The 19,101-nt window shown below is 58.4% G+C and carries 19 protein-coding genes and 1 tRNA gene; 12 read left to right on the top strand and 8 right to left on the bottom strand.

Features of this window, described 5'->3' with window-relative positions; genetic code table 11:
- Together tnpB and tnpC are read left to right on the top strand one after the other, a co-directional pair.
- The coding region (tnpB, locus tag IEN85_RS17905; protein ID WP_191616993.1) for an IS66 family insertion sequence element accessory protein TnpB at positions 1–351 on the top strand (351 nt) is incomplete at its 5' end.
- Between the two features lie 45 nt (positions 352–396).
- Positions 397–1,866 (top strand): IS66 family transposase, encoded by a 1,470-nt coding sequence (gene tnpC, locus IEN85_RS17900; RefSeq protein ID WP_191616992.1) that lies wholly within the window; start codon positions 397–399, stop codon positions 1,864–1,866.
- Positions 1,867–1,930: 64 nt separating this feature from the next.
- Here tnpC and IEN85_RS17895 read toward each other — a convergent pair whose 3' ends face one another.
- The 3 genes from IEN85_RS17895 to IEN85_RS17885 all read right to left on the bottom strand — a co-directional run bounded on the left by IEN85_RS17895 (position 1,931) and on the right by IEN85_RS17885 (position 4,353).
- Entirely contained in the window at positions 1,931–2,809 is an 879-nt protein-coding gene (locus tag IEN85_RS17895; protein ID WP_191618475.1) for a class I SAM-dependent methyltransferase, read from the bottom strand.
- 24 nt (positions 2,810–2,833) lie between these two features.
- Positions 2,834–4,111, bottom strand: coding sequence for a serine hydrolase domain-containing protein (locus tag IEN85_RS17890; protein ID WP_191618474.1), 1,278 nt, complete (start codon positions 4,109–4,111; stop codon positions 2,834–2,836).
- A 165-nt stretch (positions 4,112–4,276) separates the two neighbouring features.
- A tRNA-Pro gene (locus IEN85_RS17885) sits at positions 4,277–4,353 on the bottom strand.
- Positions 4,354–4,540: 187 nt separating this feature from the next.
- Here IEN85_RS17885 and IEN85_RS24495 point away from each other — a divergent pair.
- Together IEN85_RS24495 and IEN85_RS17875 are read left to right on the top strand one after the other, a co-directional pair.
- On the top strand, positions 4,541–5,158 hold the full coding sequence (locus IEN85_RS24495) for a LysM peptidoglycan-binding domain-containing protein (protein WP_224772706.1): 618 nt from the start codon (positions 4,541–4,543) through the stop codon (positions 5,156–5,158).
- Positions 5,159–5,205: 47 nt separating this feature from the next.
- Complete coding sequence (locus tag IEN85_RS17875) at positions 5,206–5,808, top strand: NUDIX hydrolase (protein WP_224772705.1); 603 nt, start codon at positions 5,206–5,208, stop codon at positions 5,806–5,808.
- 152 nt (positions 5,809–5,960) lie between these two features.
- On the opposite strand, the gene IEN85_RS17870 is transcribed toward IEN85_RS17875, so the two are convergent.
- The 3 genes from IEN85_RS17870 to IEN85_RS17860 are packed head-to-tail and all read right to left on the bottom strand — an operon-like array spanning position 5,961 to position 9,209.
- Positions 5,961–7,121 (bottom strand): hybrid sensor histidine kinase/response regulator, encoded by a 1,161-nt coding sequence (locus tag IEN85_RS17870; RefSeq protein WP_191618473.1) that lies wholly within the window; start codon positions 7,119–7,121, stop codon positions 5,961–5,963.
- Complete coding sequence (locus tag IEN85_RS17865; protein ID WP_191618472.1) at positions 7,114–7,509, bottom strand: response regulator; 396 nt, start codon at positions 7,507–7,509, stop codon at positions 7,114–7,116. Before IEN85_RS17865 ends, IEN85_RS17870 begins: the two co-directional genes overlap by 8 nt.
- Positions 7,506–9,209 carry a PAS domain-containing sensor histidine kinase gene (locus IEN85_RS17860; RefSeq protein ID WP_191618471.1) on the bottom strand — a complete coding sequence of 568 codons (1,704 nt, stop codon included), beginning with the start codon at positions 9,207–9,209 and terminating at the stop codon, positions 7,506–7,508. The genes IEN85_RS17865 and IEN85_RS17860 overlap by 4 nt, the downstream gene beginning before the upstream one ends.
- 325 nt (positions 9,210–9,534) lie before the next feature.
- Here IEN85_RS17860 and IEN85_RS17855 point away from each other — a divergent pair, with 325 nt between their 5' ends.
- The 4 genes from IEN85_RS17855 to IEN85_RS17840 all read left to right on the top strand — a co-directional run bounded on the left by IEN85_RS17855 (position 9,535) and on the right by IEN85_RS17840 (position 13,873).
- The gene (locus tag IEN85_RS17855; RefSeq protein WP_191618470.1) at positions 9,535–10,314 is read left to right on the top strand and encodes a succinate dehydrogenase cytochrome b subunit; all 780 of its coding nucleotides are present in this window, start codon (positions 9,535–9,537) and stop codon (positions 10,312–10,314) included.
- 12 nt (positions 10,315–10,326) lie between these two features.
- Positions 10,327–12,243, top strand: a complete 1,917-nt coding sequence (locus IEN85_RS17850) for a fumarate reductase/succinate dehydrogenase flavoprotein subunit (protein WP_191618469.1) — start codon at positions 10,327–10,329, stop codon at positions 12,241–12,243.
- Between the two features lie 31 nt (positions 12,244–12,274).
- Entirely contained in the window at positions 12,275–13,039 is a 765-nt protein-coding gene (locus IEN85_RS17845; RefSeq protein ID WP_191618468.1) for a succinate dehydrogenase/fumarate reductase iron-sulfur subunit, read from the top strand.
- Positions 13,040–13,438: 399 nt separating this feature from the next.
- Positions 13,439–13,873, top strand: a complete 435-nt coding sequence (locus IEN85_RS17840) for a hypothetical protein (protein ID WP_191618467.1) — start codon at positions 13,439–13,441, stop codon at positions 13,871–13,873.
- A gap of 20 nt (positions 13,874–13,893) precedes the next feature.
- On the opposite strand, the gene IEN85_RS17835 is transcribed toward IEN85_RS17840, so the two are convergent.
- Positions 13,894–14,172 carry a hypothetical protein gene (locus IEN85_RS17835; RefSeq protein ID WP_191618466.1) on the bottom strand — a complete coding sequence of 93 codons (279 nt, stop codon included), beginning with the start codon at positions 14,170–14,172 and terminating at the stop codon, positions 13,894–13,896.
- A gap of 169 nt (positions 14,173–14,341) precedes the next feature.
- Here IEN85_RS17835 and IEN85_RS17830 point away from each other — a divergent pair, with 169 nt between their 5' ends.
- The 4 genes from IEN85_RS17830 to IEN85_RS17815 all read left to right on the top strand — a co-directional run bounded on the left by IEN85_RS17830 (position 14,342) and on the right by IEN85_RS17815 (position 17,947).
- Positions 14,342–15,358 (top strand): NAD(P)H-dependent glycerol-3-phosphate dehydrogenase, encoded by a 1,017-nt coding sequence (locus tag IEN85_RS17830; RefSeq protein WP_191618465.1) that lies wholly within the window; start codon positions 14,342–14,344, stop codon positions 15,356–15,358.
- 109 nt (positions 15,359–15,467) lie between these two features.
- Positions 15,468–15,935: a hypothetical protein gene (locus IEN85_RS17825; RefSeq protein ID WP_191618464.1), complete on the top strand. Its 468-nt coding sequence runs from the start codon at positions 15,468–15,470 to the stop codon at positions 15,933–15,935.
- A gap of 51 nt (positions 15,936–15,986) precedes the next feature.
- The gene (locus IEN85_RS17820; RefSeq protein WP_191618463.1) at positions 15,987–17,273 is read left to right on the top strand and encodes an MFS transporter; all 1,287 of its coding nucleotides are present in this window, start codon (positions 15,987–15,989) and stop codon (positions 17,271–17,273) included.
- An 8-nt stretch (positions 17,274–17,281) separates the two neighbouring features.
- Complete coding sequence (locus tag IEN85_RS17815; RefSeq protein ID WP_191618462.1) at positions 17,282–17,947, top strand: DUF998 domain-containing protein; 666 nt, start codon at positions 17,282–17,284, stop codon at positions 17,945–17,947.
- Positions 17,948–17,956: 9 nt separating this feature from the next.
- Here the strand turns inward: IEN85_RS17815 and IEN85_RS17810 are convergent, their stop codons facing one another.
- Entirely contained in the window at positions 17,957–19,000 is a 1,044-nt protein-coding gene (locus IEN85_RS17810) for a CNNM domain-containing protein (protein WP_343222552.1), read from the bottom strand.
- Positions 19,001–19,101 lie beyond the last annotated feature (101 nt).

Below are 19,101 nucleotides of genomic sequence, written 5' to 3'. Positions count from 1 at the left end.
ATGCTGAGCTTTTCCTCCGCGGTTCGCATCTTCCTGGCGGTCGAGCCGGTGGACATGCGAAAGAGCTTCGACGGGCTCTACGCCGTCGCCGCCAACCAGCTCAAGGAAAACCCGCTGCAGGGCGGGATGTTCGTCTTCTCCAACAGGAGGCGCAACCGCCTGAAGATACTCTTCTTCGACGGCACCGGGCTTTGGGTGCTGGCCAAGCGTCTGGAGAAGGGCGGCTTCACCTGGCCCAGGCCCAGCGACGCCGCCAGCGGAAAGCTGCGGCTCAAGAGCGAGGCCTTGTCGATGCTGCTCGGCGGCATAGACCTCAAGGACGGGATGGCCAAGGCCTGGTACGAACGCTGAAGAAAATCGTTGATCCGGACCGCGTATCCTCTATCCAGATACGCGATGCCGCCGATAGAGGAAGTCCTAGCCGAGAACGCGACGCTTAAAGGCCGCGTAGCCGAGCTGGAGGCCCAGATCGCGTGGTTCCGCCGCCAGGTCTTCGCCGGAGGCAAGTCCGAGAAGGTCGACCTCAACCAACTCGACCTCCTGCTGGGCAAGCTCGAGGAAGCCAAGGCGGCCGAGCCGCCGCAGAAGGTGTCCTACGAGCGCAAGGCAAAGCCCTCGCGCAAGACTCGCGACGAGCTCTACGGCCACCTTCCGGTCCTCGAGGAGACGGTAGTCGAGCCCGATGAGGTGAAGGCGGAGCCTTCCAGCTACGAACGCATCGGCGAGGAGGAGACCTACGAGGTGAAGGTCGATCCGCCGAAGTTCTACCGCCGCCGCATCGTCCGCCCCAAGTATCGGAAAGTTGGAGACAAGTCCAAGGCGCCAGTCGTGGCCCCGGCCCCGCTTCGCGTTGTGGAAGGCCTGGCCTCGGCGGAGCTGCTCGCCTACGTCGTCGTCTCGAAGTTCCTCGACCACTTGCCGCTGTTCCGCCAATGCTCCATCTACAAGCGCCACGGCTTCGCCGTCAGCCGCCAGAACCTGGTCCGCTGGGTCGAGAAGGTCGCCGAATGGCTCAAGCCGATCTACAACCATATGCGCCTCGACCTTCTCGAGGGCGGATACGTCCAGGTGGACGAGACGCCGATAAAGTATCAGGATCCCGACTACGGGGAGAAGAGCACGAAAACCGGCTACCTTTGCGGCATGACCCGGCCGCTTGGCGACGTTTGGTACAAGTGGAGCGGCGGGCGCTGCCACGCCTCGGTCACCTCGCACCTGGAAGGCTTCGAGGGCGTGGTCCAGGCCGACATGTACGAGGCGTACCCGAAGCTGCAGAAGTCCAGCGAGGCGATCGAGCTGGCCGCTTGCTGGGCGCACGCCCGGCGCAAGTTCTTCGATGCCAAGGAGAGCTTCCCGCGCGAGTGCGGCGTCTACCTCAAGCTCGTCGCCAAGCTCTACGAGGTCGAAAGCGAGATCCGCGAGAACGGCCTCGACGCGGAAGCAGCCTTGGCCCTTCGCCTCAAGAGGTCCGCCAACGCTCACGCCCGCATCCGCCGCGTATTGGGAATCCTCAGACGTGGAGGCCTTCCGTCAAGCGGCTTGTCCAAGGCCTGCGACTACTCGCTCTCGCACTGGGGCTACCTCTCGACCTACCTGCGTCACGGCCACGTCGCGATCGACAACAACTGGATGGAGAACGCCATCCGGCCGACCGCGGTCGGCAAGAAGAACTGGCTCTTCGTAGGTCATCCCCAAGCCGGCGATCGCGCGGCGATCCTTTACTCGATCCTGATCTCCTGCCAACGCCTGGACATCCAGCCGCTTGAATATCTGCAAGACGTCCTGAGCCGGAACACCGGCATCATGCAGGAGCAAGAGCTCAGGGCTCTGACCCCGGCAAACTGGAAGAAGTCAAGACCAGCCTAAGGGGCAGATTTTGTACCGCTTACCTTCCTACGGATGGGTGACGAGTTTCATTTACACCACGCTACTAGCGTTTGCGGACGATGAAGGTTCTGCTTTCGAAATCGCTGCCGGCCGCTCCGTCTTCGACCGAGAGCAGGAGAGTCCCGCCATGGGCATTGATCGTTTTGGAAAGCGAGCGGAGCGAGATGGGGTTCATCTGCATGATTGGCGCGCCGGATCGTTTTTTCAGATAACAAGCGAGCCGGTGGCTGACGATTTTCCGTGGGATCCAACGGGCGAATCGACAGGTAGCCCGGTAAATGAGCTTGGGAAGGGAGGGCGAATCCCAGTTGAGCGGCTTGCCTTCCCAGAAGCTTTGCTGGGTCGACTTTTTCAAGCCGGTTACTTTCGTAATCGCTTGGAAGACGATGATTCCTCCCGGCTTGGTTACCCTGAGGAATTCTCCAATGTAGGCCTTGGCGATGCGCGTTGGTATGTGTTGCAGGACGATGAGGCTCAGGACGAAGTCCTGGGAATTCTCCTCGATAAATCGAAGGTCATTCCTCTCGGATTGGATGAGCTTGAGGTTCTCGGGGTTGAGGGGGCTCGAAGTCGCTCGCTTGATCATCTCCTTGGAGATGTCGATGCCGGTTACGGATTCGAAACGTTTACACAAGGCGAAGGACAAGCGACCGAGGCCGCAACCGAAGTCGAGAGCCGCGTTCGTGGCCAAGCTGATGCCTTGGGACTCGAGCAGCTTGAGAATCACTTCGACTTGCCGTTCTCCGGATGCGTAGAACTCGGATTCGTTCCACTCTTTGCCGGTGAGCACGGCTCCCATGGCGTCGCTTTGGGCGAGGCTGTCCCAGGAGGAGGAGACGTTTCTCAAGTCTTTCATATCAGGCGTCAGTGGATGCAAGCTCAGCGACTCGGAGTCACGCTTCAGCGGAATCTTGGCATCCATGAATTGAGGTTCTAGGCAAACGCGTCACTCGACAATAGCTTGGTAGACGAGGGCGCGGAGCTTGTCGTGGTCGTCGAGGCCGGTGGCGGGTCGCACTTGTGTGAAGTAAACCACTACAAGCTCTTCCTCCGGGTCGACCCAATAGGTTGAGTGGTAAGCGCCGCCCCAGCTGAACTCTCCGACGGATGCGGGAGCTCCGAAGCGGCCGACGTCTTCCATTATGCGGAAGCCGAGCCCGAATCCGACGCCTTTGGCCCAGGGAAATTCCACGCCTTCGGCGAGGTGGTTGACGGTCATCAGCTCGACGGACTTGGGAGAAAGGATGCGGGCGCCTTCGTATTCGCCGCCGTTGAGCAGCATTTGCAGGAAGATGGCGTAGTCGTTGGCGGTGGAGAGCAGGCCGGCTCCGCCGGAGAAGCTGACGCGAGGGCCGTTGAGGTAATGCCCTTGCGCGTTCATGGTGCCTTCTTCGGGTGAGCGTTGCACGCCGTTGTCAGGAGAATATGAATACACAGTGGAGAGGCGTTGAGCCTTATTGCGTGGCAAGTAGAAATGGGTGTCGTGCATCTCCAGCGGGTCGAGGATCTTTTGCTTAAGCAAGGCGTCCAGCGGCATGCCGGAGGCGACTTCGATGACGGCCCCGAGGATGTCGGTGTTGTAGCCGTAGACGTATTTTTCGCCCGGGTGGGAGTTGAAGGGGAGGGAGGCGAGTCGGCGCACGGTCTCGCGGATGGGCTCGTCGCGGTCGGCGAAGTACCAGCCGTCGATACCCGCTTCCTGCCAGAGCGGGTCGCTCTTTCGCCCGTATCCGATTCCTGAGGTGTGGGTGAGCAGGTCGCGAATGGTGATTTGGCGTTTGGCGGGAACGTTCACTTGCTCGCCGGCTTCGTTGGTTTCGGCCACGAGGGTGTTGGCGAATTCGGGCAAGTAGTCCGAAACGGGGTCGCCGATGAGCAGCTTGCCTTCCTCCTGCAGCATTAGGGTGGCGACGCTCACAATGGCCTTGGTTTGGGAGGCGATGCGGAAGATTGAGTTTTCGCTCATGGCTAGCTCGCTTGCCATATCCTGCTCGCCGTAGACGCCGAGGTGAGCCCGTTTGCCGTGTCGCGCCACGAGCACGACGGCTCCGGGCAGCTCTCCGTCGGCGACCATTTGCTCGAAGGCCGTATCCAATCTTTCAAGTCGCTCGCTCGACATGCCGAGGCGTTCCGGCTTGGCCGGGGCCAGGCGCTCGGCAGAGGCGAGGGAGAGGCTCAGGAAAAGGCCGAGGACGGCTAGGAGGGGCAAGGATCTCTGGGTCATGGCCATCCTTTTTGTGGCCTGGGAAACTGGCGGCAAGAGGATTGTTCGCTCTGTGAGCTGTCTCGCTGCCCTTCCGTCGAACTCTTCTTCGAAGGTTTAATTCCTTGGCGTTTGAGTACAAAAAAACCGCAGTTGCGATACTGCGGTTCTTTTCCCATTTATAAATGGTCGGGGTGAAAGGATTCGAACCTTCGACCTCCTGGTCCCAAACCAGGCGCTCTACCAGGCTAAGCTACACCCCGTAAAAAGGACGGCCAAAAGATTGCGAATCGAGGGTCCTGTCAAGAACAAGTTCTCTTTCTTTCGCCAAGTTTGTCGTTTCTGGGGGGAATGTCCCGAAATAGGCGTTGCGCCGCTCTGAGAATGCGCTTCTTGTTTGGGGGAAACCTGCCTTTCTTTGGGCCCTTTGATCCGGAAATAATGGAAAACATGTCTTCTTCTGAACTAGATTCGCCCTCTAAAACGCCGCTTTTCATCGGCATCGCTGCCGTGATCGTGGCTCTCGTAGGCCTCGGCGTTGGCTGGATGGGATTGTCCCGGGCTGCCGAACTGGAAAAGCAGATCACTCGTCTCGAGGAAGCGGCCAGCCAGGGTACGGGGCTCGAGGAGTCGTTGCAGGAAACCGCGGATCGCGTGGAAAGCCTCTCCACCGGCATGAACAATTTTTCCAAGAGCGTGAACGACGCGATTTCGGGGATTCGCTCGGACATGACCAAAGTACGCAGCGACATCCGCAAAAACTCGATGGATGCGTTGACGGCCCTTAAGATGGTCAAGGACCTTGAGGAGAAGGGCGTGCAAGTCGCGGTGGTTCCTACTGCTTCTAGCAGCAGTTCGAGCAGCTCGACCGATGCTGCGGCGAAGAAGACTCCGGACACGGCTCCGGGGACCTCGGGCGTCTACACGATCAAGAGCGGCGACACGCTGGGCAAGATCGCGGCGGCCTATAAGATTTCCTTGAGCCAATTGCAGGCGGCGAATCCGGGCATCGACCCGCGCCGCTTGCGCATCGGCCAGCAGGTTGCGATTCCCGCTCCGTCGAACTAGGGACGGCGTGGACCGTTGGGTTCGTCATTAGCGGTTTCAGCTTAGCGATGGCTACATCAGATGGGAAGGGTTCGTCGGAAGGCGAATCGCGGGTGCACGCTTGGGAGGTCCTAGGCGAAAAGGACTTGGTGAACTGTCCGATCTTCGACTTGGTTTCGCGTCGCTTGCGTCATCCGGCGCGAGGCTCGGAGGGCGAATTCTACGTTCTCAAAACGCGTGACTGGGTGAACGTGATTCCGGTGACGCCAGACTGCCAGATGGTTTTGGTGCGCCAGTACCGCTTCGGCATCGAGGAGCCTTCCTGGGAGATTCCGGGCGGGATCATGGATGATGGGGAAGATCCGGTGGTGGCGGCTGAGCGCGAGTTGCAGGAGGAGACGGGCTACGTGCCGCAGAGGAGTCGGGTCATCGGCAAGGTGGCGGCGAATCCGGCGATCTTGAACAACTACTGCCATTTCGTTTGGGCGGAGGCGGCGACCTTGCAGGGCGAGGTGGCTTGGGACGAGCACGAGGAGATCGAGACGCGGCTTTTTCCGGTGGACGAGGTCTATGCCATGGCCCATCGGGGCGAGATCAAGCACTCGCTGGTGGTTGCGGCCTTGTTCCAGTTCTATCCGGAGTGGCTCAAGATCAAGGCGCGGCGGCGGTGAGGCGTTTTCGTTTGGCGGATGCGAATGATCGCGTGACGAGCACGCTTCCGCAATCGTTTGTTTTGGGGAGGTAGGCGCTTTGGGCGTCTTCGGAGAAGCCGCGCCACCTTAAGGGGGCTGGGCTTTAGACGGCCGCGGAGCGGACGTCCCACCTATGCTTTGCTGGTCTCGGTCGGAACGGGGGCGTGCTTGAGGGTGAGTTTGACGGTGGCTCCGCCGCTGGGGTTGTTGAAGGCTTCTGCCGCTCCGCCGTGCAGGTCCATTACGAGCTTGGTGAGGGCGAGGTTTAGGCCGAGGGCTTGGTCTTGGCCGAGGTCCTCGCGTATGAAGATCTTGAAGAGGTTGCGCAGGACGGGTTCGGGGAAGCCGCCTCCTTGGTCCGAGACTTCGATGGAGAGTTGGTCGTCGCGGAAAGAGGTGCGGATCGTGATCTCCGAGCCTTGTGGCGAGTGGCGGGCGGCGTTGTGCAGGATTTCTCGCACGCAGATGCCGAGCAGTTGGGAGTCGGCGAGGGTATGGGTTTCGGCGCAGAGGTCGTAGACGATGCGTTGCTGGTTTCGCTCGAGCTCGGGCTCGATCTGCGCGACGGCCTGTTTGACGAGGTCGACGATTTGCGTTTCCTGGAGCTCGAGGGTGTAGCGTTTGGCCTTGAGGCTGGTGATCCGTTCCGCGAGGAGAAGGAATTGCTCGAGGCGGTTGGTGGAGGACTCGAGCACGTTGACGAGCTCCTTGTTTTGGGAGCTGGGGTCTCTTTCGGAGTTGATTTTGAGGAGCTGGGTGGCGCCTCTCAGCCCATTGAGCGGGGTGCGCATCTCGTGGCTGATGATCTTGAGGAAGTCGTACTTGAGCTGGTCGCTCTCGCGCAGGGAGACGTTGGCTTGCTCCAGGGCTTTGTTTTTCTCGGAGAGTTCGTCGTGCAGGGCCTGGTTCATCTTGCGCAGGCCGTAGACGTCGAGGGCTTGCTCGATGGTCTTCGCGAGCTTTTCGGTATCCCAGGGTTTGCGGACGTACTTGAAGATATTGGCTCGATTGACGGCGTTTTGGATGGCGTCGATATCGGAGTAGGCGGTGACGAGTATGCGGCAGGGGCCGGGGTTGATCTCGCAGACCCGTTCGAGGAATTCGACCCCGCTCATGCCGGGCATGCGCTGGTCGGAGAGCACGAGATCGACGTCTTCCGCTTCGAACAGCCGCAAGCCCTCCTCCGCGTTTTCAGCGAGGAGTATGTTGTAGTCGCGGCGGAAGGTGATGCGGAAGGCGTTGAGGTTTCCTTGTTCGTCGTCGACGTAGAGAATGGTGAATCGTTTATCCATGCCCGGCCTGGATGGCTTCTATGATGAGGGCCTTTAGATCGGCTTCCTCCCAAGGCTTCGAGATAAATTTGTAGAGTTTGTATTCGTCGAAGGCGAGGTCGATGTCCTTGGGTTGGGTGTATCCGGATAACATGACACGGCTGGGAGGAACCTCCGGATAGAGCTTTATGATGGCTTTCAGGAGCTCGACTCCGGACATGTCGGGCATCATCTGGTCGGTGATGAGCAGGTCGACCTTGTTGTCTTTGAGCAGCGCGACGGCCTCGTCGGAGTTGTTGGCGAGCAGGATGTTGAATTCGCGTCGGAAGGTGCTCTTGAAGACGCTGAGGTTGGCTTGCTCGTCGTCTACGTAGAGGATGGTGTAGCGTTGGTTGGCGGTTGCGTTCATGCTTTCGTTTGGGAGGCTCCCATGCGGGGGCGATGTTGCTCTTGTTCGATGGGAAGGGTGATGGTGAAGGCGCTGCCTTTTCCGGGCGCGGATTCGACTTCCAAGCTGCCGCGGTGGTCTTGGACAATAGAGTAAGTAATGGAGAGCCCGAGCCCGGTTCCTTTTCCGATTCCTTTCGTAGTGAAAAAGGGGTCGAAGACTTTCTCGCTAATGGTTTCGCTCATGCCGATGCCGTCGTCCGCGATGCGTATGGAGACGGTTTCCTGCTGCGCGCGGGTGACGATGCGTATGGTGCCTTTGTCGCCCCTGGCCTCGATGGCGTCGACGGCGTTGGCTATGAGGTTCATGAAGGCTTGGTTGAGCTTGCCGGGAATGCAGACGATGGCGGGAAGTTCGGGGGTGAAATCTCGGTGGATGGTGACGTGCGTTTTGTATTTGTTCTTCAGCAGCACGAGCACGCTTTCGATGTCTTCGTGCAGGTTGGTAGGGAGCCAGTCTTCCTTGCCGAGGCGGGAGAATTTGCTGAGTCCGGCTACGATTTCGGTGATGCGGGTGGCTCCGAGTTTTATGTGGGATAGGGTTTCTTCGAGGGCTTCGAAGGCTTCGTCGAAGCAAACTTCCTCGCGCTTGCGCTGCAGGGCGGCGATGGCGGCCGCTGGGTCTTTGGCCTGGGAGAGTTGCTGGAGTTGGGCGACGACCGCTTTCACGTCCTCGAAGTCCTTGCTCATGCTGTTGACTCCTGCGTAGACGAAGTTGATGGGGTTGTTGATCTCGTGGGCAATTCCAGCGGTGAGGACGCCGAGCGAGGCCATCTTCTCGGAGTGGACCAGTTGGGTCTGGGTTTGCTGTAGCAGGCTAAGGGCTTCCGCAAGTTCTCGCTTTTGTCGCACCAGCCGCTCGTTCTTCCGCTTCAATTCGTCGTGAGCTTTTCGAAGTTCGGTTATGTCGCGGCTGATGCCGACCATGCCGACTGGCTCGTTGGTCTGGGGGTCGAGGATAGGCGTCTTGGTGCTGCGGATGACCAAGGGGTTTCCTTCGAAGTCTCTATCGTGCTCTTCCTTAGTAATGCTGCGCTTGTCGCGGAACATGGCGGCTTCGTCGTTGAAGCGGGTTTGGGCTGCGTCCGGCTCGTAGAAGTCGAAGTCGGACTTTCCGACGACTTCTTCGATGCAATTGGCGTTGCGGCGGCGGTAAAAGGCCTTGTTTCCGTTGAGGTAGCGACTGTTGGTGTCCTTGAAGTAGATGGGGTCGGGGATGTTGTCGATTACGGTTTGGAGCTGCTCGCGCTCGAGCTCGACGAGTCTCTTCTGCTGTTGGATTTCGGAAAGGTCGCGACCGATTCCAGCGAGTCCGACGATGGCTCCTGACGGATCGTAAATAGGGGTCTTGGTGACCATGTAGGTGAAAGGCTCGCCTCGGGAGTCGACTCCGGTTTCCTCTTTGGAGGAGAGGGGGCAGCCCGTTTCGAAGAGTCGCCGTTCGTCGCCATGGTAGACCTCCGCCATTTCTTTGGGAAAATAGTCGGAGTCGGTTTTGCCGATAAGGTTTTCCGGAGATTCCTCTCCAAGCAGTTGGGCGGCGGCTTTGTTGGCGGCCACGAATCGATGTTGCAGGTCCTTGACGTAGACGACGTCGGGGAGGTGGTCGATAAGGCTGCGAAGCAAGATGCGCTCGTTTCGGTCGGCTCCGGGGATTGGCATTTCTGTGAGGGGCTGGCTTGAGGGGGTGTGGGCTTGTGAGCTGAATGCCGACGGCTATCCACAGGTTAGTGCAATTGTCCGTTCTCGCAAGGGCCAAGCCAAACTTGGCGAACTAGCCCAGAAGGAGAGTGAGGTCAGCTTATAACAGCAGTGTCTAGCAGTTCCGCTAATACTTAGAATGGCATTAGCTTATCTTTGTAGGTACGAAGAGCTTAGGAGGCATTCCTAATTGACCCAATAATGATAAGACATTACTCGTTGCGGCCTTCGCTAAGGGCGGTCCGTGCTCGGATTGTTCGTCACCGAAGTTTTGACTAGTTTACCGATGAATATCCTCAACGCCCTCTTCAAAACCTCGCTGGGCAAGAAAGTGATCATGGCGATCACTGGCTTGGTCCTTGTCGGGTTCGTAATTGGCCACCTGGTCGGCAATTTGCAGATCTTTTCTCCGCCGGAGAAGATCAATGCCTACGCGCATTTTTTGCAGTCTCTGGGTCCAGCCCTATGGGCGATCCGAGCGTTTTTGCTGCTGATGGTTGTCCTTCACATCTGGTCCGCCATTTCTCTCGTGTTGGAGAACAAGGCGGCTCGCGGAGCCAAGGGATACGCCTCGCAAAAGACGCTGCGGGCCTCTTTCGCTTCCCGGACGATGAAGTGGAGCGGCTTGATCGTTCTCGCTTTTATCATCTACCATATCCTGCACTTCACGGTGAAGAACACGCACGGCGAGGATTTCTACCCGATGACGACTTTGCATGGAGAGCAGGTGCCCGACGTGCATTCGATGATGGTCTACGGCTTTCAACAGCCGCTAGTGGCGATCTTCTACTTGATCGCTATCGCTTTGCTTAGCCTGCACCTTAGCCACGGTCTCTCCAGCATGTTCCAGTCAGTCGGTTTGCGCACGCGGACTTGGTCGGGATGTCTGAACAAGATTTCGATTGTCGTTTGCATCCTCTACTTCCTCGGAAACGCGGCCATCGTGGGAGCCTGTTACACTGGCATGGTGAAGATCCAGAACCCCGAACTGCAGCAGCTTGCGATGGGCCAGGCTTGTCGAACGGACTGCGATGTCTGCGAAACCCGTCTCGCCTCCAACAACTAGATTTTCCCTCCGATGAAATTAGACTCAAAGATACCATCCGGCCCGCTCGAAGGAAAGTGGGAGAAACACATAATGGAGGGCAAGCTCGTCAACCCTGCCAACAAGCGGAAGTACGACATTATCATCGTCGGCTCCGGTTTGGCAGGTTCCTCGGCTGCAGCGACGCTCGGCGAACTTGGCTACAAGGTGAAGTGCTTCACTTTCCACGACAGCCCGCGCCGCGCTCACTCCATCGCCGCCCAAGGTGGCATCAACGCTGCCAAGAACTATCAGAACGATGGCGACAGCGTGTATCGACTTTTCTATGACACGATCAAGGGGGGAGACTTCCGTTCCCGCGAGGCCAACGTGTACCGTCTGGCCCAAGTCAGCGCCAACATCATTGACCAGTGCGCTGCTCAGGGCGTGCCTTTCGCTCGCGAGTACGGCGGTTTGCTCGCCAACCGCTCCTTTGGTGGAGCTCAGGTGTCTCGTACCTTCTACGCTCGCGGCCAAACCGGCCAGCAGCTCTTGCTCGGCGCCTACTCGGCCCTGAGCCGCCAAGTTGGACTCGGTACGGTCGAGTTGTGCGCCAACGAGGAAATGTTGGAGCTAGTAGTTGTCGATGGACACGCTAAGGGCATCATCACCCGTAATTTGAACACCGGTGAGATCTCCCGCCACTCCGCTCATGCGGTGGTGCTCGGAACGGGCGGATACGGAAACGTATTCAACCTCTCCACCTACGCTCGCCAGTCGAACGTCACGGCTGCATGGCGCGCTCACCGCAAGGGAGCCGCCTTTGCGAATCCCTGTTACACGCAGATTCACCCGACCTGTATTCCGGTGTCCGGCGACTATCAGTCCAAGCTCACGCTCATGTCGGAGTCGCTTCGCAACGATGGTCGTATTTGGGCTCCCAAGAAGAAGGGCGACAAGCGTCCGCCGAGTCAGATTCCAGAAGACGAACGCGACTACTATCTCGAGCGCAAGTATCCAAGTTTTGGTAACTTGGCTCCGCGCGACATCTCCTCGCGTGCTGCTAAGGAAGCGTGCGACGACGGTCGCGGCGTAGGCGAAACGGGACTTGGGGTGTATCTAGATTTCAGTGACGCCATCAAGCGTCTAGGAGCTGATACGATCAAAGAGCGCTACGGAAACCTTTTCGACATCTACAAGGAGATCACCGACGAGAGTGCGTACGAGGTGCCGATGCGTATCTACCCTGCGGTCCACTACACCATGGGCGGACTCTGGGTTGACTACAATTTGATGAGCAACCTCGAAGGCCTCTTCGTGATGGGTGAAGCAAACTTCTCCGATCACGGCGCAAATCGTCTTGGAGCTTCCGCTCTCATGCAGGGACTTGCGGACGGGTACTTCGTTCTCCCGTATACGATTCCTCACTACCTCGCAAACTTGACAGCCTCCTCGGCTCCATCGACGGATGATCAGGAGTTCGTCAAGGCTGAGGAAGCGGTGAAGGAACGTACTGAGAAGTTGCTGGCCAACAACGGCAAGCAATCGGTTAAGAGCTTCCACAAGCGCCTCGGCAACATCATGTGGGATCACTGCGGCATGGCCCGCACCAAGGAAAAGCTCGAAGAAGCGATCAAGCTCATTCCCGAACTCCGCAAGGAATTCTGGGCAGACGTGCGCGTTCCGGGCGAAGGCAAGGAGCTCAACCAGTCGCTAGAAAGCGCAGGCCGGGTAGGCGACTTCCTCGAGCTCGGCGAGCTGATGTGTCGCGACGCTCTCACTCGCGAAGAGTCGTGCGGTGGTCATTTCCGAGAGGAGCACCAGTACGAGGACGGCGAGGCCAAGCGTGACGACGAAAATTTCGCTCACGTGGCTGCTTGGGAATACAAGGGAGAGGACCAGGAGCCGGTCCGCCACACCGAGCAGCTCGTGTACGAGTCGGTCAAGTTCGCTACTCGCAGCTATAAGTAAGAAGCCAGCTAACAAAAAAGGAATTACTACCATGAACGTTAAACTACGCGTCTGGCGTCAGAAAAATAGCGAGACTGAAGGTCGCTTCGAAACTTACGAAGCCAAGAACCTCAACCCCAACATGTCCTTCTTGGAGATGATGGACGTGGTGAACGAGGACCTCACCGATGCGGGCGACGAGCCGATCGCATTCGCCCACGACTGCCGCGAAGGCATTTGCGGTACCTGTTCGTGCATGATCGACGGCAAGCCGCATGGCCCCGAAAGTGGGGTGGCGACCTGCCAAACCTACATGCGTACCTTCAAGGATGGGGATACCATAACGGTCGAGCCTTTCCGAGCGAAGGCGTTTCCCATCGTCAAGGACTTGGTCACCGACAGAGCGGCCTTCGACAAGATCCAGCAAGCGGGAGGATTCATCACCGTTCGTACCGGCGCGGCTCCTGATGCGAATTCCATTCCAATCGGCAAGGAAATCGCGGATCTCGCCATGGACGCGGCGGCCTGTATTGGCTGTGGCGCGTGCGTTGCCGCATGTAAGAATGCCTCCGCTATGCTCTTTGTATCCGCAAAAGCAGGACAGCTCAATCTCCTTCCGCAAGGTCAGCCTGAGAAGGACACCCGTGTCCTTAAGATGGTTGCAGCGATGGACGAGGCAGGTTTCGGAAACTGCACCAATCAGTACGAATGTTCCGCGGCTTGCCCGAAGCTTATTTCGGAGGAATTCATCTCCAAGCTGAATCGCGACTTCGTGGGGGCGACTCTGAGAAGCGCTGTCAAGGCGAAGCCACTCTGATCGAATCTCCGTATTCGGAAAACACTTTCAAGGCCGCGACTTTCCAGTCGCGGCCTTTTTTTTATCAACAATAGCGGGAGAAGGCTTCAGGTTAGGTGTTTGTCTTCACCATGGGAAGCGGACTTGTGCCGCTAGGGGATCGCTTGCTCTTTGCCAGCGTGCATGGGCGGAAGCGCGCCCCGCAAAGCGAACCGGATTAACCCCGTCCCTCTCGGGTCAGCGAGTGGCGATGTCCTACGGAATTGCCGTCGTCGCTTTTCGCTGAGCCAGCAGTGGTCAGACCACTGGGCGGAGTGGTCAGACCACTGGCCCCGCGGCATTGAGGGGAAATTGTGGGAAGGGGTGGGCTGTTTTTTGGTGTAACAGCTTTTTGGACACTGCAACACCTACCCCTTCCTGATGAGCCCGAATACGTATGCCCGCTTCTTCCAATTCGCTGCTTTGGCGGCGACTTCAATCTTGTTGGTCGCCTGCGAAACGACTGGCGCTGCCGGAGGGAGGGCGCTTGCGGAGCCGGTCGAACTGCGCAAGGGCATGGCGGCGGTAGATCTTTTGGCGGCCTTGGGAGAGCCTGACGAAATTCGTCCGGCGACTCCGCCGGTGGAGGGGACCGAGATTTGGGTTTACCGGAAAGTGAACGAAAACGTTTCTCTCGTGGTGAGCGGTACCGTTGAAACGCCGGGTATGGAAGTGGGTGGGGTTCAGATGGCGATCACCGACAACGTCTATACGCCGGCCACGGAACGGTCGGTGGAGGAAACCCTGTTCCTTATCGTAGATGGCGTGATGACCGCTTGGAAGGTCAGGCGTGAAAACATGGAGCGCCTGAATTAGGGGCGGATGGGTAGGGACGCCTAGAACAATTCGAGCGCTTCGGCGCTTTCGTAGGCGATCCAGCCGCAGGCGATGAGGAAGCTCCAGATCGCGGCGATGGCGACCAGCTTCTTGAAGCGCTTGGTCTTGTCGTGCCGAGCAAGCGCCCGTTTGCGGAAACCGCTTTGCTGGAGGAAGCTTACGAACTGCGCGTTTTTGACGCCTTCCTTCTCCTCGTGCCGACGCAGCATAGCGTCCACCCGAACGGGAGAACGTCTAAGTCGAGTCTTGAGGTATTGCAGCATTTCGTGGATTTCCAATTTTACGTATGCTTTAAAAGACGACGGAGGAGAACAAGCGTTCAACAGAAATCAGCAAATAGGCGCTAATACATGGATGTTTCTGCAGTTTTTTACGAGCGGGGCCCAATTGCTTATCGCTCAACTCGTTGTTGCTATGAGGCCCGACTCGGGTAGAACGCGATTGAGTATGTGCGAATCCCTCAAAATTACAGTCTGTGGAGCGGGAGCGTGGGGCACGGCCATGGCTTTGCACTGCGAGCGCCAAGGCTTGGATACCACCTTGTTGGCCCGCAGGACGGAGCAAGCTCGGTCCATGGCGGCCGAACGCGAAAACAAGGACTACCTGCCCGGTTACGCTTTTGGTCCAGGGCTGAAGGTGAGCGACGACTTGGCTGCAGCTCTGAGTGGCGCGGATGTTATTTTCATGGGCGTTCCCTCCTACGCGCTGCGAGACTGGTGTCGGCGTATCGCTCGGCTCGATACGGGGGTGCTCAAGCCGTCGGCGCTTTTCGTGAGCCTTGCCAAAGGCTTGGAGCTGGAGACGCAGAAGACGCCTTGCGAGATCATCAAGGACGAGCTGCCGACTGCGATTGTGGGGAGCTTGTCGGGGCCGACCTTCGCCGGCGAAGTTGCAGCGGGCAAGCCGACGGCGATGACCCTGGCTTTCGGTGACTGCCTCGAAGGGCAGATCGAGAGCTTGCAGAATGCCGTCAGCGGTCCGAACCTCCGCGTTTACGCCAGCCGTGACCTGAGAGGGGTAGAGCTGGGCGGTTGCCTCAAGAATGTCTACGCGGTGGCCGCAGGCTGCTGCCAAGGCTTGCGGCTGGGCGACAACGCCTTGGCCTCCTTGCTTACTCGGGCTGTTGCGGAGATGGTGCGAGTGGGGCAGGCTCTCGGGGCGAGCCTGGAAACGTTCTATGGGTTGAGCGGATTTGGTGATCTCGTCGCGACTTGCCATGGAGATTGGAGTCGTAACAGGACCTTCGGAGAGGAGTTGGCGAGCGGTCGGACTGCGGCGGAAATCATCGAGTCGCAGAAGACGGCGGTGGAGGGCTACCGTACGGCGAGCGCTTTCCATTCCATTTGCCGTCGGGATGGCATCGACGCCCCTATCCTGGACCAGGTTTACCAGATATGTTACGAGGCCAAGCCTCCGATGAAGGCGTTGGCCGATTTGATGAGTCGAGATCTAAAGAAAGAGTAACGCATTCCTAGCTCAGAGAGGCAGAGCTGTCCTAAGTTGAAGGGGTGGCAGCATCCTCGGTTTAGCTTTTTGGAAGAATGCTTCAGATTGCTGCCTTAGAGAGACCGTCATGAAACAAAACAGATCGCCCCTAAACCTTCCTATCTCGAACCTGCTGCTCGCAGGCGCACTGGCTTTGGCCGCCCTCATGTTGGCGGGCTGCGAAACGACGGGAGCCGACTCCACGGAGGTCGCTGTTCCGCAGACCGTTACCAAAGGGATGACGAAGTCGGAGGTTGTTGCCATCCTCGGCGAGCCGCTGGCGGTTGAGGAAGTGGTGCAGCAAGGAGTTACGGCCGAGATATGGCGCTATGAAAAGGAGGTTTTGCTCAGCTCTACCATCGAATCTGACGGTGAGGAGGAACGCTCTTACATTGACCACAAAACGGGCGAGGTCGTCATCGTCAGGGAGCCGATCTATCGCAACGAGCGGGTCAAAGGGACCGTGTCCGCAGAGATTCTCATCATCGACGGGAAGGTGGTCGCCTTCAAGGAAACCCAAGGCGGCCCTGAGTTTGAGGTGGGCGCGGGGCGTTGAAGTCGGCGGTGTTGGCTCGCTATTTCGGAATGAGCCGCTAGGCCATTCTTCGTGCCTGAATCCTCTCCTAAGCGTATTTGGTCCTGGGCTTGTTTCGACTTCGCCAACTCGGCTTTCGGAACGCTGGTCCTGACTTTTGTATTCAATACCTACTTCACTACGGTCATCGCTCCGGACAAAAACGTGGGCACGACCTTGTGGGGGAACACGGTGGCGATCGCCTCGGTGGTGATCGCTCTCTTGTCGCCTATGCTGGGAGCGGCCGCGGACGCCTTTGGCTGGAAGAAGCGTTTCCTGGCGGTATCGACGATCCTGGCCTGTGTCGCGATTGGGGCTCTCTATTTCCCCATGAAGGGAGACGTCATGCTGGGCTTGGCGCTCTTTGCCGTGGCCTTGATCGCGACCGAGCTTTCTATCGTTTTCAACAACGCCTTCCTGCCGGAGATCGCCCCCAAGGAGAAGCACGGGAAAGTGTCGGGGCAAGCGTTCGCTCTTGGCTACGCGGGCGGTTTGATTTGCTTGTTCATCGCCTTGGCGGGCTTCTTGTCGGAGAGCTCCGATCCTTGGTTTGGCCTGAGCAAGGAAGGGCAGCAAAACGTGCGGGCGACCAACGTGCTGGTCGCGATTTGGTTCGCCGTGTTTAGTATTCCAATACTGCTTTGGGTTAAGGAGAAAAAGGCGCCGCAGCATTCCGAGGGGTTCTTTAAGGTCGCTCGTTTGTCGTTCAGTCGACTGGTGGATACCTTTCACCACATTCGCCAGTATCGGCAGCTCTTTTGGATGCTGGTGGCCCGTCTCTTCTACAATGACGGCCTTGTCGCCATCTTCTCGTTCGGAGGCATCTACGCGACCATCGTATTTGGATTCACCTTCCAGGATCTGATGGTCTTCGGGATCGCCTTGAACGTTTGCTCGGGACTGGGCTCTTTGGTTTTCAGTTTCGTCGAAGACAAGATCGGCAGCAGGGCGACGATTGTGATCTCGCTGATTGGCCTGGTGCTGCCGACAACTGCAGCGCTTTTCATTTCAACCAAGACTGAGTTTTGGGTGTGCGCTGTGGTGATCGGGCTCTTTCTGGGGCCTAACCAATCCGCGAGCCGCGCCTACCTGAGTCGCTTGACGCCGGAGGACAAGGCGAACGAGTTTTTTGGATTCTTTGCCTTCTCTGGCAAGGCGACGGCGTTTTTGGGACCTTTGCTCTATGGTCAATTGGTGGGGATTTTCGAGTCGCAGCGCGCGGGCATGGCCGTGATTCCTGCTCTGATGATTATCGGCATGCTCATCTTCTTGGCCAAGACGCGCAAGATTCCGGCTAAGCAAGGCGGTCCAAAGGATTAGATCCAGAGATGGGCCTCGCTTGGAAATGTTACGGCTTGTCCGTCCTGTCGGTGGTGGCGGGCTCTCTCTTGGCAGCGCGGGTGTATCCAGAGGGATTTGATTGGGCCTACCAAGTGATGTCGGCCTTGGCCTCCCAGAAGCACAATCCCGAGGGGGGCGCTTGGTTTGCGGGAGGCTTGGCGTTGGGAATGGCGCTGTTGTTTCCCTTGGCGTATCGATTTTTCAACGACGCTGCGGGGAGGTCGAAACGGGAACGCCTGGGGGCGGTCTTGGTTTTCGTCGGCTTGCTCTTTGGTGTAGGCGTGGGGGTGGAGCGTCTTTTGTTTTTTCATCTGTCAGACGTGATCGACAAAGCGCACGAGTTGCTCGCCTTGCTTTCGTTCTTGTCCTTGTTCGTCGGCTTGCTGCTGCTGGCCACTTCCCGCGGGCGTCGAGCGGGGGCGCGTATTTGGCCCTCGCTAGTGGTGGTTTTGCCTTTGCTGGCGATAGGCGCTAGCCAGCTTGCGGTTTACTTGGACCAGAGAGACCTTGGTTGGGTGGGGACGGACTGGCGCGAAATGGGCGTACCCTTGTGGTACAGCTTCGCTTTTTGGCAATGGCTGGCCGCTGGGTCGCTTTGGGCTAGCATGGGCTTGCTGCTTGGCTGTCGGACTCGAGTCGGCGAGTCGGCCTGAGTGGAGCTCTTAGCTTTGTGAATCGGGATCGTCGGTGAGGATTCCCATCTCGCGAGCTCGCTTCTCCCAGCGTTCGCGGGCAAGTACGCGCATGTCGGTTTCCGAGTCGGATTCGTCTACGATCTCCAAGCCGATCAAGGTTTCTATGAGGTCTTCCATGGTGACCAAGCCGCTCGTGCCGCCATACTCGTCGACAACGATGGCGATGTGCTCGTGGCTGCGCAGCAGCTCGTCGAAGAGCTTGGCCAAGGTGTCGAATTCCGAAACGAGGCGAATGGGACGCTTCAGTTCGCCGGCGGTTACCTTGGGCTTGTCGTTGGCGACGGAGCGCAGGAGGTCCGTCTTGATGACGTAGCCGGTTATGTTGTCCTTATTCTCCGAATACACGGGGATGCGGGTGAAGCGCATGACGTCGGCCATCGAGACGGCAGTGCCGGAGGTGGTATCCTCGGCGAGGCTGCCCAGAACGGTACGCGGGGTCATGATGTTTTCGACCCTCAGGTCGCGGAAGCGGATGAGGTTGCGGATCATCTTCGATTCTCGTTCGGCGAGAACACCTTCCGACTTGCCGATTTGGGCGAGCGATACGATCTCGTCGCGGCTCACGCTGGCGTGCGGCTTGCCTTTTGACTGGAGCAAGGAGGTGATGCGCTTGGAGATTGCGACAATGGGGTAGGTTCCGATGACGATGGCGTGGCAAGCGTAGGTGGTTGCCGGCGCGAGCGCTCTCCAGTTCTGGGCGCCGAGCGTTTTGGGGATGATTTCGGAGAGGAGAAGGATCAGCAGGGTGAGGACTGCGGAGATGATGCCGAAGTAGGCTTCCCCGAAGACGGCGACGGCTTGGGAGCCGACGCCGGCGGCGCCGACGGTGTGGGCGATGGTGTTGAGGGTGAGAATGGCAGCGAGCGACTGGTCGATGTCCTTCTTGAGCAGGGCGAGGCGCTTGCCGAAGCGGGCTCCACTTTTCTCGGCTTGCCGCACGAAGGACGGCGGCATGGAGAGGATTGCCGCTTCGAGGATGGAGCAGAGAAAGGAGACGCCGAGGGCGAGCAGGAGATAGGCGATGAGCGCGATAACAATGGATTCGGTAGCTTGAGGGCTCTCGCTCGAGTCGCAATGTAAAGCGTAGCGGAAGGGAGGGGGCTCAATTCTAG

The sequence above is a fragment of the Pelagicoccus enzymogenes genome, from assembly GCF_014803405.1.
GTDB classification, from domain to species: domain Bacteria; phylum Verrucomicrobiota; class Verrucomicrobiia; order Opitutales; family Opitutaceae; genus Pelagicoccus; species Pelagicoccus enzymogenes.
The sequence above is the reverse complement of the archived record's forward strand: the minus strand, read 5'-3'. Positions and strand labels throughout refer to the sequence as shown.

What these genes read in the sequence shown, in the direction of transcription:
- tnpC (WP_191616992.1), top strand. Translation starts at nt 397, where the DNA reads ATGCCGCCGATAGAGGAAGTCCTAGCCGAGAACGCGACGCTTAAAGGC.
- IEN85_RS17895 (WP_191618475.1), bottom strand. Translation starts at nt 2,809, where the DNA reads ATGGATGCCAAGATTCCGCTGAAGCGTGACTCCGAGTCGCTGAGCTTG.
- IEN85_RS17890 (WP_191618474.1), bottom strand. Translation starts at nt 4,111, where the DNA reads ATGACCCAGAGATCCTTGCCCCTCCTAGCCGTCCTCGGCCTTTTCCTG.
- IEN85_RS24495 (WP_224772706.1), top strand. Translation starts at nt 4,541, where the DNA reads ATGTCTTCTTCTGAACTAGATTCGCCCTCTAAAACGCCGCTTTTCATC.
- IEN85_RS17875 (WP_224772705.1), top strand. Translation starts at nt 5,206, where the DNA reads ATGGCTACATCAGATGGGAAGGGTTCGTCGGAAGGCGAATCGCGGGTG.
- IEN85_RS17870 (WP_191618473.1), bottom strand. Translation starts at nt 7,121, where the DNA reads ATGGATAAACGATTCACCATTCTCTACGTCGACGACGAACAAGGAAAC.
- IEN85_RS17865 (WP_191618472.1), bottom strand. Translation starts at nt 7,509, where the DNA reads ATGAACGCAACCGCCAACCAACGCTACACCATCCTCTACGTAGACGAC.
- IEN85_RS17860 (WP_191618471.1), bottom strand. Translation starts at nt 9,209, where the DNA reads ATGCCAATCCCCGGAGCCGACCGAAACGAGCGCATCTTGCTTCGCAGC.
- IEN85_RS17855 (WP_191618470.1), top strand. Translation starts at nt 9,535, where the DNA reads ATGAATATCCTCAACGCCCTCTTCAAAACCTCGCTGGGCAAGAAAGTG.
- IEN85_RS17850 (WP_191618469.1), top strand. Translation starts at nt 10,327, where the DNA reads ATGAAATTAGACTCAAAGATACCATCCGGCCCGCTCGAAGGAAAGTGG.
- IEN85_RS17845 (WP_191618468.1), top strand. Translation starts at nt 12,275, where the DNA reads ATGAACGTTAAACTACGCGTCTGGCGTCAGAAAAATAGCGAGACTGAA.
- IEN85_RS17840 (WP_191618467.1), top strand. Translation starts at nt 13,439, where the DNA reads ATGAGCCCGAATACGTATGCCCGCTTCTTCCAATTCGCTGCTTTGGCG.
- IEN85_RS17830 (WP_191618465.1), top strand. Translation starts at nt 14,342, where the DNA reads ATGTGCGAATCCCTCAAAATTACAGTCTGTGGAGCGGGAGCGTGGGGC.
- IEN85_RS17825 (WP_191618464.1), top strand. Translation starts at nt 15,468, where the DNA reads ATGAAACAAAACAGATCGCCCCTAAACCTTCCTATCTCGAACCTGCTG.
- IEN85_RS17815 (WP_191618462.1), top strand. Translation starts at nt 17,282, where the DNA reads ATGGGCCTCGCTTGGAAATGTTACGGCTTGTCCGTCCTGTCGGTGGTG.